This window comes from Spirillospora sp. CA-142024 (assembly GCF_050942325.1).
Classification (GTDB): domain Bacteria; phylum Actinomycetota; class Actinomycetes; order Streptosporangiales; family Streptosporangiaceae; genus Spirillospora.
In genome coordinates this window covers 246659-263542 of record NZ_CP192077.1, presented here as the reverse complement: position 1 = coordinate 263542, position 16884 = coordinate 246659, and the positions used below count along the sequence as shown (strand labels likewise).

The following is a 16884-nucleotide window of genomic DNA, read 5'->3' as shown; positions in this document are numbered from 1 at the left end:
TCAGAAGAGCGTCCTCGGGCGGACGGCGTTGGCGCGTTTGACCATGGCGTGGCGATGCCCGGAGCTGTCGGCGAGCTTGGCGAGCACGCGGTAGGTGTCCTCCAGCCGCTTGCGGAGGGGCTGCTCGTCCAGCTCGGTCTCCAGGACCTGCTGCCGGACGCCGGACGGGGCGGGCCCGCGGTCGGCGCGGACCCAGGTGAGCGCCGCCTCCAGGACCTCGGCGGCGAACGCGGCGGCCCGCTCGGTGTCGAGGCGCAGGGACGCCAGGCGGCGGCCCGCCTCGATGAGCACGGGCGCGTTCAGCTCGCCCGGGCGCCGCCCCCGCACGGTGACGGCGACGGCGGCGAGCTGCGCGGCGAGGTAGTGGCTGGAGATCCGGGGGACCGAGTCGAGGACGCGTTCGGCGGACCCGCGGTCGTCGGCCGCGAGGCGGGTGCGCGCCAGCCCGAACGCGGCGCTGACGTGCGTGGGGTCGGTGCGCCAGACCGTCTCGTAGAAGTAGCCGGCGCTCGTCATGTCGCCCAGGGTCTCGTGGCAGAAGGCGAGCGCCAGCTTGGGCGCCTGCTCGCCGGGCGCGAGGTCGTACAGGTCGTTGAAGACGGCGACGGCCTCGGTGCCGCGCCCGCCGGCGAGCGCGCGGACGCCGCGGTACCAGTCGACGCGCCAGTCGTCCGGGGCCTCGGCGGCGATGTCCTCCAGGAGCCGGGCGGCGCCGTCGAGGTCGCCCAGCTCGATGCGGACGCGCACCAGCGCGAGCCGCACCTCGCGGGACGCCACCGGAGCGGAGCCGAGCGCGGCGGCCAGGTCGGCCGGGTCGCGGGCGGTGAGCCCGGCGAGGAACGCGGCGGCCGGGTCGGAGGCGTACACGAGCGGGACGGGCAGCGCGGCGGCGGCCGCGGCCGGCTCCAGCCGCGCCAGGATCGGCGGGGACGAGCCGTTCGCCCGCCCGGTGTCGAGGCCGCCGACGACCTCGGTGCCGGCCGTCTGCTGCTCGGGACCGAACAGGGGGGACGGCGCGGGCCGCGGGCGCCCGTCCTCGGCGGACAGGACCTCGCGCAGGACGCCGGTGAGCTGCTCGGCCATCTCGGCGGCGCTCTGGAACCGGCGGGCGGGGTCGGGGTGGGTGGCGCGCCGCAGCAGCCGGTGGTACGACTCGTGCCGCTGGAAGAGCGGCACCTCCTCGCGGGGCGGCAGGCTGCGCAGATGCCGTCCGGTGTAGCCGCGGAACGGGAAGCTCAGCACGGCGAGGGTGCGTCCGACGGTGTAGAGGTCGGACGTGATCGACGGGCCCTGCGAGCCGATCTCCGGGGCCTGGTAGCCGGGCGTGCCGAAGATCGGGCTGTCCGCGTCGAAGGCGCGCCGGACGCCGCCGAGGTCGATCAGCTTCAGCTGCTCCTCGGACTGGATGGCGTTGTCCGGCTTGAAGTCGCAGTACAGCAGCCCGACGCCGTGCAGATAGCCGAGGGCGCTCAGCACCTCCAGCCCGTACGCGATGACCTGGCCGAGGGGCAGCGCCGCCTGGTCGCCCTGCTCCTGGCGGGTGCTGAGCAGGATGTCCTTCAGCGAGCGGCCGCCGACGTACTCCATGACGATGTAGCCGGACTCGCCGTGCCGCACGAAGTTGTAGATCTTGACGATGTTGGGGTGCTCGACCTCGGCGAGGAACGCGCGCTCGGCGGTCGCGGCCGCCAGCGAGTCGGCGTCCCCGGTGTCCAGCAGGCCCTTGAGGACGACCCACCGCTCGCTCACGTTGTGGTCGCGGGCCAGGTACACCCAGCCGAGCCCGCCGTGCGCGAGGCAGCCGAGCACCTCGTACTGGCCGCCGATCATCTCGCCGGGGTGCAGCTTCGGGGTGAACGAGAACGGGTGCCCGCAGTTGCGGCAGAAGCCCTCGGTCCGTCCGGGACGCCCGTTGCGGCTGCGCCCGACCTTCTCGTCGCACTTGCTGCAGAAGCGCCGGTTCTCCGGCACCTCCGCCTTCTCCATGATCGCCGAAGCCGGGTCGCGGGCCGGGACGGGCGGCACCTCGACCAGGCCGGCCCCGAGCATCCCGCGCCGGGCGGAGCCGGTGGAGCCCGTCCCGCGGGTGCCGCCGCGCGACGCCGTCCGCCCGGACCCCATGCTGCCGGACCCGCTGGTCGGCGAGCTGCCGGACGAACCCGGCACGCTGCGCCCGCTCGGGCCGGACGTTCCGGACGTCCCGCCGGCCGGAGGCGCCGGGGTCGCCGGGGTCGTCACGGGGGTCTGGCCTGGTGGACCGACCGGGGCGGGGCCGGGAGGCGGCCCGTACGTGCCCGGATAGCCGGGCGCCACGGGTGCCACGGGCCGCACCGGCGCGGCGGTCCGCGCCGGGGCCGGGTTCCCAGGGCCCGAACTCGCGGACGCCGGGTATGGCGGCGGCGGGCCCGCGGTCGCCGGATTCGGGGGTGCGGCCGGCTGGGCGGCAGCCTGGTCGGCGGCCGGGGCCATGCCGCAGACGTTGCAGAAGCCGTCCGCCTCCACCTCGCCCGTGCAGCCGGGCTGGGTGCATCGGTTCATCGCCGGTTCCCCGTCTCGCTCTCGCACGCCCTGATCGCTCGCTGGTACTCCGCCAGTACCGTGGTCGCCCGGCGCAGGTCGCAGGGCGCCGTCCACAGCACCTCGCGGGCCTCCCCGTACAACGCCGTGAGCTGCTCGTCCTCGACCAGACCGAGCCGCCCCGCCTTGGCCCGGTACGCCTCCAGCCTGCCCCGGAGCTCGCCCCGCCGGTCGAGCAGCCCGGCACTGAGACGCAGATCACCGCTCGCCCGTTCCAGCGCGTCGTCGGCGGCGCGTTCGAGCTCGGCGAAGCGTCCCGCCATCTCCACCCACCGGCCGGCCTCGCGCAGCCGTTCCAGGGCGGCGAGCCGGTCCCGCAGCGCGGTGCCGAGGCCCCGCGACGGTTCCGGAAGGTTGGGCGACTGGATCTTGGCGAGCGCGGTCGCGTGGGCGTCGTGGGCCCGCCGCTCCGTCTCCTCGACCTCCTCGATGGAGGCCGTGACCCGCACGACGAGTTCCTCGTAGTCCTCGCGCATCCGGGCGACGCCGGCGAGTTCGTCGCCGAGCGAGGTAAGTATGGCGCAGACACGGTCAAGGCGGACGGTGTCCGGGCGGCCGTCCTTCACCAGCGACAGCGGATCGGTCCGGACGATCCGGCCGAGCGCGGTCAGCTCGCGTCCGACCCGGTCGAGCTCCGGATGCCGGGTGCCGTCGAGCGAGTGCGCCAGCCGCGCCGTCTCCCGCCAGCCCTCCTCGGCCCGCTCCAGCGGCTGCAGCAGCGCCGTCCAGGCGGCGTCGGCGGCGGCGATCTCGCCTGCGACGAACTCGTAGGCGTCCGACATCATCGCGACGGCCTCGTCCAGCGTGATGCGGCGCTCCTGCGGGCCGAGCAGCGTGCGGTGCTCCAGCGGGATCTCGCCGTCGGGCAGCTCGACCGAGAACCCCGACAGCATCCCCGACAGCTCCGTCAGCGTGGCCGCGTCCGGGCGCGACGACCGGTCGCGCAGCTCTCCGGCGGCGTCCAGAACGCGCTGGTAGGCGTCGAACAGCCGCCACAGAGTCGCCAGCCGGGCCTGCGCGCCGTCCCAGCGGCGCCACGTCTCGCCGGTCAGCCGGGCGCCCTCCAGAAGGCGGCTGCCCTGGTGGCGGTCCAGTTCCAGGAGGGACGCGGCGATGCGGTCGCGCTCGTCCCGGAGCTTCTTCAGGGCATGGTCGACGCCTTCACGGCTCATGGGCGCGGCGGCCCCTGCCCCGCTCTGGTCCAACGTCTGCCCCACGGTCGCGTTCTCGGTTCCCCCTGAGCATGCCCTCAATGCCGGTCTGGGAGCACGGACCGGTCCACTATCGGACGTACGCTCTCATACAAGTGTGATCCGTGACACTAACCGAGACAAGGTTGTTTCCGTCCCGGAAGCCCGGCGTCACGCGACGGCCGCTCTCCGACGATCGTTACCGACCCGTACCCTGTGCACGGGGAACCTCGTTGTCCCTGGTGACGTTACGACAAACAGGACGTTTACGAGAGGAGTGGTGAGTCCGCGGTGTCGGACCCCAGCCATAGACCCGGTGCCGCATGGTGACGGCGGCACTGGGTGTGCTCGCGGTGATCCTTCTCACCGCCGCCACCGGATACTTCGTCGCCCAGGAGTTCGCCTACGTCGCCGCCGACCGCGCGACCCTGGAACAGGCCGCCGAGCGCGGCGACACCTCCGCCCGGCGAGCCCTCAAGGTCATCGGCCGGTTGTCGTTCATGCTGTCGGGCGCACAGCTCGGCATCACGATGACCACCCTGGTCGTCGGATTCATCGCCAAACCCGCCCTCGCCGAGCTGATCCAGCCGCTGCTGGGCCTGGTCGGCATTCCGGAGGGCGCGACGGGCGCGATCGCCCTCGCCACCGGCTTCGTCCTGGCGACGCTCATACAGATGCTTCTGGGCGAGCTGTTCCCGAAGAACCTCGCTCTGGCGCGGGCCGAGTCGCTCGCGCGCGCTTTGGCCTCGTCCACCCTCGTGTACCTGACGGTCGCGGGGCCGCTGATCCGGCTGTTCGACCGCGCGGCGGAGCGTCTGCTGCGCGCCGTGGGCGTCGAGCCCGTCGAGGAACTGCACAGCGGCGCGACGCTGGAGGAGCTCGCCGACATCATCGGCAAGTCGCACAGCGCCGGGCATCTGCCCGCCGACCTGTCCGGCCTCCTGGACCGCGCCCTGTCGTTCGGCGACCTCACCGCGGACGAGGTCATGGTGCCCCGCCCCCAGGTGCGGACGCTGCCGGCGACCGCGCCCGTCGCCGACCTGGTCGCGCTGATCCGCGAGACGGGGCACAGCGTGTACCCGGTCTACGGGCAGGAGGTCGACGACGTGGTCGGCGTCGCGGGCGTCCGCGAGGTCGCCGACGACACGCTCGACCCGTCCACCCCGGTCGGCTCGGTCGCCAGGCCCGCGCTGCTGGTGCCCGGCAGCCAGCCGCTGTACGGGGTGATCGAGCACATGCGCGACTCCGGCGAGGAGTTCGCCTGCGTCGTGGACGAGTACGGCGGCCTCGCCGGCATCCTCACCTTCGAGGACGTCGCCGAGGAGCTCGTCGGTGAGATCGCCGACGAGACCGACGGCCCGGAGGACGCCCCGACGTCCGGCCCGGACGGCTCATGGCTCGTCGACGCCGGCATGCGCATCGACGAGGTCGGCCGGCTCACCGGGCTCGACCTGCCCGAGGGCGACGCCTACGACACCCTCGGCGGTCTCGTCATGGCGGAGCTGCGCCGGCTGCCCTGCCCGGGCGACCGGCTCACCGTCGAGCTGGACGGCGGCGCCGTCGACCTGGAGGTCGTGAGCGTGGCCCGCCGGGTCGCCGAGAAGATCCTGATCCGCGCGGCCACGGCGGAGGCCGTCCGGGCGGAGGCCCCGGAGCTCTCCGACCCGCCGTGCGAGGTGCCCGCGTCCGCGGAGGCGTCATGGACCCGCTGACCTCGCTGCTCATCACCGTCCTGCTGCTGCTCGGGAACGGGTTCTTCGTCGCGGCCGAGTTCGCGCTGGTCGCGGCCAACCGCCCGCAGCTGGAACGCGCCGCCGCGAAGGGCGGCCGCCCGGCCGCGGCCGCGGTCGCGGGCGTCCGCGAGCTGTCGCTGATGCTCGCCGGCGCGCAGTTCGGCATCACGATGTGCTCGCTGGGCCTCGCGATCGTCACCGAGCCCGCGTTCGAGCACTTCCTGGAGCCGCCGCTGCACGCGATCGGCATGCCGGAGGCGGCGTCGAAGGCGGTCGCGCTCGGCTGCGCGCTCGCCGTGATCACGTTCCTGCACATGGTCGTCGGCGAGATGGCCCCGAAGTCGTGGGCGATCGCGCACCCCGAGCGGTCGGCGCTGATCCTGGCCCTGCCGTTCCGCGCGTTCGCGAAGGTGTCCCGCCCGATCCTGTCGGCGCTGAACGCGACGACGAACGCGCTGCTGCGGCTCATCCGGGTCACGCCGAAGGACGAGCTGGACAGCCACGCCGACCCGGCGCGGCTCAGCCACCTCGTCGGCGAGTCCCGCCGCCTCGGCCTCATCGGGCGGCACGACCACGAGCTGCTGCGCCGGGCGATCTCGGCGCGGGAGGCCACGGTCGGGCCCCTCGTCGTGCCCGCCACGTCCGTCACCACGATCGACGCGGACGCGACCGCCGCGCAGATCCGCCGGACCGCGACCGCCAGCGGCCACAGCCGGCTGCTGGTCCGCGGCGAGGACGGCGCGATGACGGGGATCGTCCACGTCCGGGCGGCCATCACCGAACCGGACGGCGAACGCCGCGCGGACGAACTGGCGCACCCGGCGCCCGTCCTGACCGCGGAGACGACCGTCCTGGACGCGGTCAGCCGCATGCGCCGGGGCCGCGCCCAGCTCGCCGTGGTGAACGACGCCCGGAACGAGTTCGCCGGCATCGTCACCCTGGACGACCTCCTCGCAGAGCTACTGGCGACCAACCCGCACTAGCCGTGTACCTGCGACAACAGTGCAGTTGTCGAGGTGCTGCAATGGGATTTCTGGTCCATCGTGAGGGGATGGGACACGGTCACGGGCATGGACACAGGCGTGGACGGCTCACCCGAGCCGTCCACGCCCTGCGGCCGCATTCACACGAGACGGCCGACAAGGTGGACTCGGCGATGGAGGCGAGCGCCCAGGGCATGCGCGCCCTGTGGATCTCCTTGGCGGGGCTCGGCGCGACGACGCTGGCACAGGCCGTCGTGGTCTCGTTCACCGGCTCGGTGGCGCTGCTGGGCGACACGCTCCACAACGCCGCCGACGCCCTGACGGCCGTCCCGCTGGGCATAGCGTTCGTCCTCGGCCGGCGCCCGCCCTCCCGCCGCTACACCTACGGGTACGGACGCGCCGAAGACCTCGCGGGCGTCTTCATCGTCCTGGCCATCGCGGCGTCGTGCGTCGCCGCCGGGTACGCCGCCGTCCAGCGCCTGACCCATCCACAGCCTGTGGACCACGTGGCGGCCGTGGCGGGCGCCGCCCTGGCCGGTTTCCTGGGCAACGAACTGGTGGCCCGCTACCGCATCCGCGTGGGCCGCCGCATCGGCTCCGCGGCCCTGGTCGCCGACGGCCTCCACGCCCGCACGGACGGTTTCGCATCCCTGGCCGTCCTCTTGGGCGCCGCGGGCATCGCCCTGGGCGCTCCCTGGGCCGACCCGGTCGTCGGCCTGCTCATCACCTTGGCGATCCTGGTCGTCCTGTGGCAGACGGCCCGCGAGGTCTGGCGCCGCCTCATGGACGCCGTGGACCCCGCCCTGGTCGACCGCGCCGAAGCCGCCCTGTCATCGACTCCCGGCGTCCTGGCCGTGGGCGACGTCCGCCTCCGCTGGATCGGGCACAACCTGCGCGCCGAATGCGACGTGGTCGTCGATCCGGCCTCGACCGTCGTCCGAGCCCACGAGATCGCCGTGGACGCCGAGCACAGCCTGCTGCACGCGCTGCCCCGCCTCACCGGCGCCCTCGTCCACCCCGACCCGGAGCCCCGCCACGGTGAAGATCATCACGCGGCCCTCGCCGGGCACCGCTGACCCGCCGCGTATGAGACGTTAGTCCCGGGCACAAGGGGAACATATATGCCTCTGGGACGGGACGAAACGGTGAAGCAGCCTCCGGAAACCAACGGTCCTGACGAAGACGACGCCAGGCCCCACTACGTCCCTGACTCCGAACTCCCGACGGTGGCCGTCCCCCTCCCCCAAACCGTCCCGTCCACCGACGCGGAACTCCCCGACCAGCCACCGGACGACGACGCCCCAGAGCCCACCCAGCCGCACGAGACGGCAAGCAGCGAACCTGCGGTCGCCCCTGAGACACCCGCCGACAAGCCACCGGACGACGAGGACGAAGAACCCACGGCCGCCCACGCCACGCCCACTGACGGTCCACCGGCCGAGGCCCCAGAAGACACGTCACCGCAAGAGGCGATAAGCGGCGAGGAAGCCACGGCTGCCCTCGAAACACCCGCTGACGATCCACCGGCCAGCGACATCCCCGAGGACACCCCGCCGCGCGAGACGGCAGGCAGCGCAGATCCTGCGTCTGATCCCGAGACGCCCTCCGACGAGGACCCGGCGGGCACGTCGCCGGAAGAGGCGAGCGACGGAGAACCCGCGGCTGGCCCCGGCGGGACTGCGGAGGACGCGTCGGCAGTCTCTGGGGAGGGCGTCCCCGGGCTGGGCGACGCCGGTGCAAGCCGTGTGGTCACCGGTGGTGAGGAGGACGAAGAGCCTGCGGGCGAGGAGATCGATGCCCGGGCCGGGCTCGAGACCGTGCCGATCGAGGCGAGCGACCCCACGCCGCCGTTGGGGACGGACTCGGGCGAAGAAGGCCGTCGTGAGCTGGTCGAAAGCGTTTACGGGCCGCTGAGCGAGTTCTACGAGCGGATCGACGCGCGGCTTCGGGAGGTGCCCGAGGACGTCCCGCCGGTCGGGTGGGCGCCGCACATCGCGGCCCTGCGGGCGCTGCGGGACGGCCGGGTCGTCGGGGACTGGGACGTGCTGGCCCGGTTCCTGGTCGCGCCCGGGGCGCTGGACGACACCGACCCGCTGCGGCTGGTCGAGGTTCCGGAGGGGGACGAGGCCGGCGTCGTCCGGGAGGCGGTCAGGGAGCTGACGGCGGCGGACGGCCGGGCCCTGCTGGTCGCGCCCACCCGGGAGAAGGCCGCCGAGCTGCTGCGGACCATGGAGGGCGATCCCGAGATCTTCTCCCTGCTGATCGAGACGCTCCCGGAGACGGCGGAGTCGGGGTCGGTGGCGACGCGGGCGATGCCGCCCGTCGAAAAGGAGCCGGCGCCGCCGGTGCGGGAGCCGGGGTCGAACGGGACGATCGAGTTCAAGCCCCTGGTCGACGTCCCCGCGGCGGACGCGAGCCCGTCCGGCGCGACGAGGGCGGAGCCGCTGCCCACGCCGCCCGCGATGGAGCCGGCGGTTCCGGAGGAGGGACCGTCGGCGCCGGAGACGCGGGTGCGGTCGGCGGCGCTCCGGCCGGTCGGGGAGGCGTGGCGGCTGTCGTGGCAGACGGAGGTGCGGCTGCTGCGGCGCGGGCTGATGTGGCTGGAGCAGTGGCCCCGGGACGCGGCGGCGCTCCAGGCCGTCCAGTCGGAGAACCTGCGGCGGGCCGAGCGGCTGGAGGTCGAGAAGGCCGGCCTGTCCGCCGCGATCGGGGAGGCGCGGGACGCGGCGGGCGCCGCGGAGGAGGCGGCGGCCGCCGCCGAGGCCGAGGCGGAGCGGCTCACCGGCGTCCAGGAGGAGGCCGAGGCGGAGCTGGTAGAGCCGCGGGCGGAGGCGCAGCGGCTGAAACAGGCGGCGGACGAGGCGGGCGCCGAGGCGAACACGCTGACGCGGACCGCCGACGCCGCCTACGCGCGGTGCGTCCAGATGGACGAGCGGGCCAAGACGGCGCAGGCGGAGTTGCAGGGCGCGCGGCAGGCGGAGGCGTCCCTCACCGACGAGCTGACGCGGGCGCGGGAGGCGCTGCCCGGCGCGGCGGAGGAGGCGCACCGGCTGACAGCGGCGGACGCCGACGCCGCCGCGGAGGGGCATGCCGCCTACTACCGGCTGGTCTCGGCGGAGTCCGCGCTGGCGGCGCAGCGCCGGAAGATGTCGCTCGGGCAGCGGCTGCACGTGGCGTCGCCGCCGTCCGAGCTGCGCAGCCTGCGCGCCGAGGTCAAGACGCGGACGCGGGAGGCGGACGAGGCGGCGTCGCGGGCGCGGGAGGCCAGGGAGGCGGCGGAGCAGGCGGAGCGGCTGCGGCGCGGGCTGGCGTCGTTCGTGTCGGAGGGCGGGGCGCGGCTGAAGGCGGCGCAGGAGGCGCAGGAGCGCCTCGGCACGGAGCTGGCCTGGCTGGCGGCGGAGCGGGAGAAGGCGGGCGCCGAGCACCGGGAGCAGGCGCGGCTGGCGTCGGAGTCGGTGGAGCGGGCCACCGAGGCCGGCCTGCGCGCGCGGGCGGCGCACCAGGCCGCGCAGGCGATCGAGGAGCGGGTGAACACCGCGCGGACGTCCCGTGAGGAGGCGCTCTCGGCGGCGGCGCGGGCCCGGGCGGACGCGGAGGCCGCCGCTGCGAACGCGGCGGAGTCGGCGGCCGCGCTGGCGCGTCTCACCGAGGAGGGCGCGCAGGAGATGACCTCCTGGGAGGCCGAGCTGGAGACGCTCACGCAGACCGAGGCCCGTTCGCGGGAGAACGTCCGGGAGATCTGCGGGGCGGATCCGGCCGACGACCCGGAGGCCGTTCCCACCCATCAGCGGCGGGCGATGGCCCGGATCGAGGAGCTCACCGGTTACATGGAGGGCGGGCGGGCCGTGGGCAGCGAGGTCCTGCTGCGCACCGCCGACCTGGTCGTCGGGACCCCGGCGGGCGCCGGACTGACCGTCGGCGACGAGGAGTTCGACGCGTTGATCGTCGCGGACGCCGGGGCGGTGACGGACGGCGAGTTCCTCATCGGGGCCGTCCGGGCGCGCCGCTGGATCCTCGTGGGGACGGCCGGCGCGCGTCCGCCGGGCTACCGGGAGTACGCCGGCGAACCGTCCGGCCGCCTGGAGGAGAGCCCGTTCGAACGCGCGCTGACCGCCGCCCCGGGCCGCTAGTCCCGGTCCTTGTCCTTGTCGTCCTCGGGGATGAAGAGGTGGAGCAGCCAGCCGACGACGCCGACCACGATCGCGCCCCAGAAGGCCGGCCAGAAACCGGACACGTGGAACGGCAGGTCCAGCCGCTGCGCCAGCTCGCTCGTCAGCCAGAGCAGCAGCGCGTTCACCACGAGCCCGATCAGCCCGAGCGTGACGACGTAGAAGGCGCAGCCGAGGGTCTTGATGATCGGCTTGATGACGGCGTTGACCAGGCCGAAGATGACCGCGACGGCGACCAGCGTGAGGACCCGCCGGCCGGTCGTCTGGTCGCCGAGCGCGATGCCGTCGATCAGGACCGTGGCGACCCACAGGGCCACCGCGGTGATGCCGACCTTGAAAAGTATTCGCACGGCACGATCATGCTGGTCCGGGACCGTCCGCGTCATCCCTCTGCGCGGCTATTGGGCGGACGGTCCCGTCAGCACCGCGTACTACTCCCCGCGGTCGAAGAAGGGGGAGGTGGCCGCGACCTGCGAACGGTTCCCGGCCCGCGGCCGCCCCGTGCCGGGACCGCCCTGCACGGCGGGCTCGCGCGGCGCGGCCTGCGGCCGGCCGCCCTGCCGCGGGGAGTTCTGCCGGGCGTGGGCGAGCTCGCGCTGCAGGCGCCGCTTCTCCATCTCCAGCGTGGTCAGCGACTCCTCGCGCTCCTCGCGGAGGTCGCGCAGGTCACGGCGTGCGCGGACGCGTCGGGCGGCGCCCGAGTAGATGAGCAGCATGCCGCTCACGAGGACGATGGCGACGCCCGCCCCGGCGAGGAACACCTGCCATTCGTTCTCCAGTACTGGAACGGCTTGGCCGAAAACGACGAGGTTCGCCGGGTCGGTGTTGTCCAGGACGACGCCGGCTCCGACCGCGAGGGCGGCGGCGACCAGGAGAAAACCGAGGAACACCATGGGCAGATCTCCTCTGCAGTGACTCCGGAGGGGGTTCGGAGGCTCTCCACCATGCCAGACTCGAACCGGATCATGTCCAATTCGCCGGATAAATACGGTTCGTCCGAACTCGCTGCGCAAGGTTGCGGTCCGACCGCACCGGGTAGTGACGCGACGTCGCGCAGAGAATCATGGAGGGCTTCATGTCCGTGCAGGCTGTCGTTTTCGACCTGGACGGCGTCCTGATCGACTCCGAGCCGGTGTGGGAGGAGGTGCGGCGCGCCTACGTCGCGGACCGCGGCGGACGCTGGCTCCCCGACACCCAGGACCGGCTCATGGGGATGAGCACCGAGGAGTGGGCGAGCTACATCGCCACCGATCTCGTCGAGGGCGTCACGGCGGAGGAGGTCGCCTACGAAGTGGTCGACCAGATGTCGCAGCGCTACGTGGACGGGTTGCCGCTGCTGCCGGGGGCCGAGGACGCCGTCCGCCGGATGGCCGGGTACCGTCCGCTGGGCCTCGCCAGCTCGTCCCCGCGGGCGCTGATCGACCTGGTGCTCGGCCTGCTCGGGGTGGACGGCCTGTTCCACGCGACCGTGTCGACCGAAGAGGTCGACAGGGGCAAGCCGGCTCCGGACGGGTATCTCGCCGTCGCCGCCCGGCTGGAGGTCGCGGGCCGTGACTGCGTCGCGATCGAGGACTCCAGCAACGGGCTGCGGTCCGCGCACGCGGCGGAGATGACGGTGGTCGCGATCCCCCGCCCGGCGCACCCGCCGGCATCCGACGCGCTGGCGCTGGCCGCGCACGTCGCGCACGGCCTGGATGAGCTGACACCCGAACTGGTGGAGGTTGTCCACAGGTGAACGTTCGCGGGACGGGTGTCCGCGGCGGTTCATAGTATGAGCCGATGACTTCCACCGAGGCGCTCGACACCCTGCGGCGCGTGTTCGGCTACGACACGTTCCGGGACGGCCAGCGGGAGATCATCGAGCATGTCGCCGGAGGCGGGGACGCCCTCGTCCTGATGCCGACCGGCGGCGGGAAGTCGCTGTGCTACCAGATCCCGGCGCTGGTCCGGAAGGGCACCGGCATCGTCATCTCCCCGCTCATCGCCCTCATGCAGGACCAGGTGGACGCGCTGCGCGCCCTCGGCGTCCAGGCCGGCTTCCTCAACTCCACGCAGGACATCGACGAGCGGCGGGTCGTGGAGGCGCAGTTCGTCGCGGGCGAACTCGACCTCCTGTATCTGGCGCCGGAGCGCCTGCGGCTCGGCACCACCGTCGAGCTGCTCGACCGCGGGAACGTCTCCCTCTTCGCGATCGACGAGGCGCACTGCGTGTCGCAGTGGGGGCACGACTTCCGCCCCGACTACCTGATGCTGTCCGGACTGCACGAACGCTGGCCGGACGTCCCGCGCATCGCCCTCACCGCGACCGCCACCGAGGCGACTCGCGCGGAGATCGCCTCCCGGCTCCGCCTGGAGGACGCCAGGCACTTCGTCGCGAGCTTCGACCGTCCCAACATCCAGTACCGGATCGAGCCGAAGACCGACGCCAAACGCCAGCTGCTGCGCCTGCTCCAGGACGAGCACAAGGGCGACGCGGGCATCGTGTACTGCCTGTCGCGCAACTCGGTCGAGAAGCACGCCGCGTTCCTGACGGAGAACGGCATCGAAGCCCTCCCGTACCACGCGGGCCTGGACGCGGATACACGCGCGGCGAACCAGGCGCGCTTCCTCCGGGAGGACGGCCTCGTCATCGTCGCGACCATCGCGTTCGGCATGGGCATCGACAAACCCGACGTCCGCTTCGTCGCCCACCTCGACCTGCCGAAGTCCGTCGAGGGCTACTACCAGGAGACGGGACGCGCCGGGCGTGACGGCCTCCCGTCCACCGCCTGGCTCGCCTACGGCCTGCAGGACGTCGTCAACCTGCGCAAGATGATCGACGGCGGCGAGGGCGACGCCGCCCACCGGCGCCGCCAGAGCACGCACCTCGACTCCATGCTCGCCCTCTGCGAGACGGTCGAATGCCGCCGCGTCCAGCTGCTGAACTACTTCGGCCAGCCGGGCGAACCGTGCGGCAACTGCGACACGTGCCTGACGCCGCCCGAGACGTGGGACGCGACCGTTCCCGCGCAGAAGGTGCTGTCGGTGATCGTCCGACTCCAGCGGGAACGCCGCCAGAAGTTCGGCGCCGGCCACATCATCGACATCCTGCTCGGCAAGAAGAACGCCAAGGTCATCCAGTTCGACCACGACGCGCTGAAGTCCTTCGGCGTCGGCACCGAACTACGCGAGGCCGAATGGCGCGGCGTCGTCCGCCAGCTCCTCGCGCAGGGCCTGATCGCCGTCGAGAGCAATCACGGGACCCTCCTGCAGACCGACACGAGCGGCGATGTCCTGCGCGGCGAGCGCAAGGTGATGATGCGCCGCGAACCGGAACGTCCCGCCGCGAAGGCGGCGAAGACCGCCAAGGCGTCCAAGGCCCCGGTCGACCTCCCCGCCGAGGCGATGCCGATCTTCGAGCGCCTGCGCACCTGGCGCGCCGCGACCGCCAAGGAGCAGGGCGTCCCCGCCTACGTCATCTTCCACGACGCGACCCTCCGCGAGATAGCCACGGCCCTCCCCGCCACCCTCGCCGAACTGGGCCGCGTCAACGGCGTGGGCGAGAACAAGCTCGCCAAATACGGCGACCAGGTCCTGGAAACCCTCACGCCCGAGCCCTGATCCACGGCCTTCGGGGAACTCTCAGGGTTCTCCCAGGATTCCGCGTGGACTTCTGCCAGACGCGACCGGTTACCTGATCGGCATGCGAACCAACCGCAAGACGATCGCGGCCGGCGTCGGCGCCGCCGGGCTCCTCGGGCTCGGCCTCTACCTCGCCGTCCCCGCCTCGGCCGCCAACCCCACGCCGTCCCCGTCCCGCACGGCGCACGCGGGCAAAGGGGATCCGGGCAAGGGGCATCCGTTCCGCCGGGCCCGCGCGCTCCGCGGCGTCCACGGCGAGGCCACCGTCAGGCGCAAGGACGGCTTCCACCTCGCCACCTGGCAGCGCGGCAAGATCACGGCCGTCTCGTCGACCGGGCTGACCGTCCGCAGCGACGACGGCGTCTCCTGGACGTGGACGGCGGGCGACAAGACCCGCGTCCGCAAGAACGGCGAGAAGTCCGCCATCAAGGCCCTGGCGAACGGCGACCAGGTCCTCGTCGCGGGCGAACGCTCCGGGACCACTCGAACCGCCCGCCTGGTCCGCGTCCCCAAGCCCCGCTGACCACCCGACCCGACCGGCCCGTCTTGGCGGTACCTTCGGCGGGAGGGCTTGAGGGAGTGGACTGCGGGAGCCGATGAGTGAGAGCCGGCGGGTACTCGTCGTGGACGACGAGGCCAACATCCGTGACCTCATCGATGTCGCGTTGCGGTTCCACGGCTTCGTGACCGTCACCGCGGGCACCGGCGAGGACGCGTTGCGAGCGGCGCGGGAGGCACGGCCCGACCTCGTGCTGCTGGACGTCATGCTGCCCGACGTGGACGGCTTCGAGGTGTGCCGGCGGCTGCGAGCGGACGGCGACCAGGTGCCGGTGATCTTCCTGACCGCGCGGGACACGCCGTCCGACACCGTCACGGGGCTCACGCTCGGCGGGGACGACTACGTCACCAAGCCGTTCTCGATCGAGGCGCTGATCGCCCGGGTGCGGGCCGTCCTGCGCCGGGCGGCCCCGGCGGCGGCCCCCGAGGACGCCGTCCTGCGGGTCGCCGACCTCGAACTGGACGAGGCGCACTGGACGGTGCGGCGCGGCGGCGTGGGCGTCGACCTGTCGCCGACCGAGTTCCGGCTGCTCGCCTACCTGATGCGGAACGAGGGCATGGTCCTCTCCCGCGCCCAGATCCTCGACGGCGTGTGGGGCTGGGACCACGGCAACCCCCAGGTCGTCGAGACCTACATCAGCTATCTGCGCCGCAAGCTGGACCCGCTCGGCACCCCGCTCATCCACACCCAGCGCGGGGTGGGTTACGCGCTGCGGCCATGACGCTCAACGCCCGGCTGCTCACCGGCCTCCTCGCCGTCACCACCGCCGGACTCGCGATCATGGGGCTGGTCAGCGCGCTCGTCCTCAACGGGTACCTGATGCACCGGGTGGACGGGCAGCTCCAGGCCACCCGCGACCGCGCGGTGTCGCGGCTGCTGAAACCCGGCCTGCCCGAGCAGGGAGTGGCGCCGGCCCAGTTCGTGGTGCTGGCCGTGGGACCGGCGGGACGGGTCCGGGTGCTCAGCGGCGACCAGCCGTCCCCCGGCCAGGCCGTCGCCGAGGTGGGCCGGCTCGGGCCGGGCGAGCTGGCCGCCCGCGCGCAGAGCCTGGAACCGTTCTCCCTTCCCGGGCTGCGCGCGGTGGCGCGTCCCTGGCGGAACGGTGTCGTGGTCGTGGCGTCGCCCCTCAGCGAGATCCATGCCGCCGTGCGCAACCTCGTCCTGACCGAGATCGCCACGGCCGCGCTCCTGCTCGCCGTGCTGATCGTGCTCGGGCGGTGGCTCATCCGCCGCGGCCTGCTGCCGCTGAGCCGGATGGCCGGCACCGCGCACGCGATCACCGCCGGCGGGGACCTGCGCGCCCGCATGCCCGGCCCCGGGCGGCGCACCGAGACGGCCCGGCTCGCCGCCGCCATCAACGTGATGCTGGAGCGGATCGAGCAGGCGTTCTGGGCGCGGAGCCGCTCCGAGGCCCGGGTCCGCGAGTTCGCCGCGGACGCCTCGCACGAGTTGCGGACTCCGCTGACGGCCATCCAGGGCTACGCGGAGCTGTACCGGCACGGCGCGCTCGGGCCCGACGAACTGCCGGACGCGATGCGCCGCATCGAGGACGAGGCGCGCCGGATGAACAGCCTGGTCACCGACCTCCTCGAACTCGCCCGCCTCGACCGCGAGGCGTCCCTGCACCCGGCCACCGCGGACCTGGTCGTCCTCGCCCGGGACGCCGTCGCCGACGCGACCGCCGCCGCGCCCGACCGTCCCATCGTGCTGGACGCCCCCGACACTCTGGTCTCGACCGTCGACGAGGCCCGCATCCGCCAGGTCTTCGCGAACCTGCTGGCCAATGTGCGTGCCCACACACCCCCCGGAACGCCCACGACCATCCGTCTGGCCCCAGGTCTGATCGAGGTCGAGGACGAGGGGCCGGGCATGTCCCCGGAGGACGCGGCCCGTGCCTTCGAGCGTTTCCACAGGGGCGACCAAGGCGGCACCGGTCTCGGCCTCCCGATCGTCGCCGCCATAGCGGCCGCCCATGGCGGACGTGCCGAACTGCTCTCCGAACCCGCCAAGGGGACGGTCGTCCGCATCACCTTGGGTTCCCACTGAGCGGGA

Annotated in this window: 13 protein-coding genes; 9 read left to right on the top strand and 4 right to left on the bottom strand. The window is 73.4% G+C overall.

The genetic code is table 11. The features are described 5' to 3' along the window. Both ACQPZP_RS01330 and ACQPZP_RS01325 read right to left on the bottom strand, forming a co-directional pair. Nucleotides 1-2538: a tetratricopeptide repeat protein gene (locus ACQPZP_RS01330; protein WP_433475777.1), complete on the bottom strand. Its 2538-nt coding sequence runs from the start codon at nucleotides 2536-2538 to the stop codon at nucleotides 1-3. After that, nucleotides 2535-3749: a hypothetical protein gene (locus tag ACQPZP_RS01325; RefSeq protein WP_433475776.1), complete on the bottom strand. Its 1215-nt coding sequence runs from the start codon at nucleotides 3747-3749 to the stop codon at nucleotides 2535-2537. The genes ACQPZP_RS01330 and ACQPZP_RS01325 overlap by 4 nt, the downstream gene beginning before the upstream one ends. Nucleotides 3750-4090: 341 nt before the next feature. Between ACQPZP_RS01325 and ACQPZP_RS01320 the strand changes: the two genes are divergently transcribed. The 4 genes from ACQPZP_RS01320 to ACQPZP_RS01305 all read left to right on the top strand — a co-directional run bounded on the left by ACQPZP_RS01320 (nucleotide 4091) and on the right by ACQPZP_RS01305 (nucleotide 10613). After that, nucleotides 4091-5479 (top strand): hemolysin family protein, encoded by a 1389-nt coding sequence (locus ACQPZP_RS01320; protein WP_433475775.1) that lies wholly within the window; start codon nucleotides 4091-4093, stop codon nucleotides 5477-5479. After that, a complete protein-coding gene (locus ACQPZP_RS01315) occupies nucleotides 5467-6483 on the top strand; it encodes a hemolysin family protein (RefSeq protein WP_433475774.1) in 1017 nt (338 codons plus the stop codon). The genes ACQPZP_RS01320 and ACQPZP_RS01315 overlap by 13 nt, the downstream gene beginning before the upstream one ends. Nucleotides 6484-6551: 68 nt before the next feature. Then, nucleotides 6552-7559: a cation diffusion facilitator family transporter gene (locus tag ACQPZP_RS01310; RefSeq protein WP_433475773.1), complete on the top strand. Its 1008-nt coding sequence runs from the start codon at nucleotides 6552-6554 to the stop codon at nucleotides 7557-7559. A 669-nt stretch (nucleotides 7560-8228) separates the two neighbouring features. Continuing rightward, a complete protein-coding gene (locus ACQPZP_RS01305; RefSeq protein WP_433475772.1) occupies nucleotides 8229-10613 on the top strand; it encodes a hypothetical protein in 2385 nt (794 codons plus the stop codon). Here the strand turns inward: ACQPZP_RS01305 and ACQPZP_RS01300 are convergent. Continuing rightward, the gene (locus ACQPZP_RS01300; RefSeq protein ID WP_433475771.1) at nucleotides 10610-11002 is read right to left on the bottom strand and encodes a phage holin family protein; all 393 of its coding nucleotides are present in this window, start codon (nucleotides 11000-11002) and stop codon (nucleotides 10610-10612) included. The two genes, ACQPZP_RS01305 and ACQPZP_RS01300, sit on opposite strands and share 4 nt — an antisense overlap. A gap of 81 nt (nucleotides 11003-11083) precedes the next feature. Continuing rightward, nucleotides 11084-11545, bottom strand: coding sequence for a hypothetical protein (locus ACQPZP_RS01295; RefSeq protein WP_433475770.1), 462 nt, complete (start codon nucleotides 11543-11545; stop codon nucleotides 11084-11086). A gap of 182 nt (nucleotides 11546-11727) precedes the next feature. On the opposite strand from ACQPZP_RS01295, the gene ACQPZP_RS01290 reads away from it, so the two are divergent. From ACQPZP_RS01290 to ACQPZP_RS01270, 5 genes are all read left to right on the top strand, one after another. After that, on the top strand, nucleotides 11728-12387 hold the full coding sequence (locus tag ACQPZP_RS01290; RefSeq protein WP_433475769.1) for an HAD family hydrolase: 660 nt from the start codon (nucleotides 11728-11730) through the stop codon (nucleotides 12385-12387). Between the two features lie 44 nt (nucleotides 12388-12431). Then, nucleotides 12432-14252, top strand: coding sequence for a DNA helicase RecQ (gene recQ, locus ACQPZP_RS01285; protein ID WP_433475768.1), 1821 nt, complete (start codon nucleotides 12432-12434; stop codon nucleotides 14250-14252). A gap of 82 nt (nucleotides 14253-14334) precedes the next feature. Next, complete coding sequence (locus ACQPZP_RS01280; protein WP_433475767.1) at nucleotides 14335-14796, top strand: hypothetical protein; 462 nt, start codon at nucleotides 14335-14337, stop codon at nucleotides 14794-14796. A 73-nt stretch (nucleotides 14797-14869) separates the two neighbouring features. Then, nucleotides 14870-15553 (top strand): response regulator transcription factor, encoded by a 684-nt coding sequence (locus ACQPZP_RS01275; RefSeq protein ID WP_433465829.1) that lies wholly within the window; start codon nucleotides 14870-14872, stop codon nucleotides 15551-15553. Further along, nucleotides 15550-16878 (top strand): ATP-binding protein, encoded by a 1329-nt coding sequence (locus ACQPZP_RS01270; protein ID WP_433475766.1) that lies wholly within the window; start codon nucleotides 15550-15552, stop codon nucleotides 16876-16878. Before ACQPZP_RS01275 ends, ACQPZP_RS01270 begins: the two co-directional genes overlap by 4 nt. Nucleotides 16879-16884 lie beyond the last annotated feature (6 nt).

Excerpts from the sequence above, each read along its gene's own strand:
- ACQPZP_RS01295 (WP_433475770.1), bottom strand. The coding sequence starts at position 11,545 with ATGGTGTTCCTCGGTTTTCTCCTGGTCGCCGCCGCCCTCGCGGTCGGA.
- ACQPZP_RS01290 (WP_433475769.1), top strand. The coding sequence starts at position 11,728 with ATGTCCGTGCAGGCTGTCGTTTTCGACCTGGACGGCGTCCTGATCGAC.
- ACQPZP_RS01270 (WP_433475766.1), top strand. The coding sequence starts at position 15,550 with ATGACGCTCAACGCCCGGCTGCTCACCGGCCTCCTCGCCGTCACCACC.
- ACQPZP_RS01320 (WP_433475775.1), top strand. The coding sequence starts at position 4,091 with ATGGTGACGGCGGCACTGGGTGTGCTCGCGGTGATCCTTCTCACCGCC.
- ACQPZP_RS01325 (WP_433475776.1), bottom strand. The coding sequence starts at position 3,749 with ATGAGCCGTGAAGGCGTCGACCATGCCCTGAAGAAGCTCCGGGACGAG.
- ACQPZP_RS01310 (WP_433475773.1), top strand. The coding sequence starts at position 6,552 with ATGGGACACGGTCACGGGCATGGACACAGGCGTGGACGGCTCACCCGA.
- recQ (WP_433475768.1), top strand. The coding sequence starts at position 12,432 with ATGACTTCCACCGAGGCGCTCGACACCCTGCGGCGCGTGTTCGGCTAC.
- ACQPZP_RS01280 (WP_433475767.1), top strand. The coding sequence starts at position 14,335 with ATGCGAACCAACCGCAAGACGATCGCGGCCGGCGTCGGCGCCGCCGGG.
- ACQPZP_RS01275 (WP_433465829.1), top strand. The coding sequence starts at position 14,870 with ATGAGTGAGAGCCGGCGGGTACTCGTCGTGGACGACGAGGCCAACATC.
- ACQPZP_RS01315 (WP_433475774.1), top strand. The coding sequence starts at position 5,467 with ATGGACCCGCTGACCTCGCTGCTCATCACCGTCCTGCTGCTGCTCGGG.
- ACQPZP_RS01330 (WP_433475777.1), bottom strand. The coding sequence starts at position 2,538 with ATGAACCGATGCACCCAGCCCGGCTGCACGGGCGAGGTGGAGGCGGAC.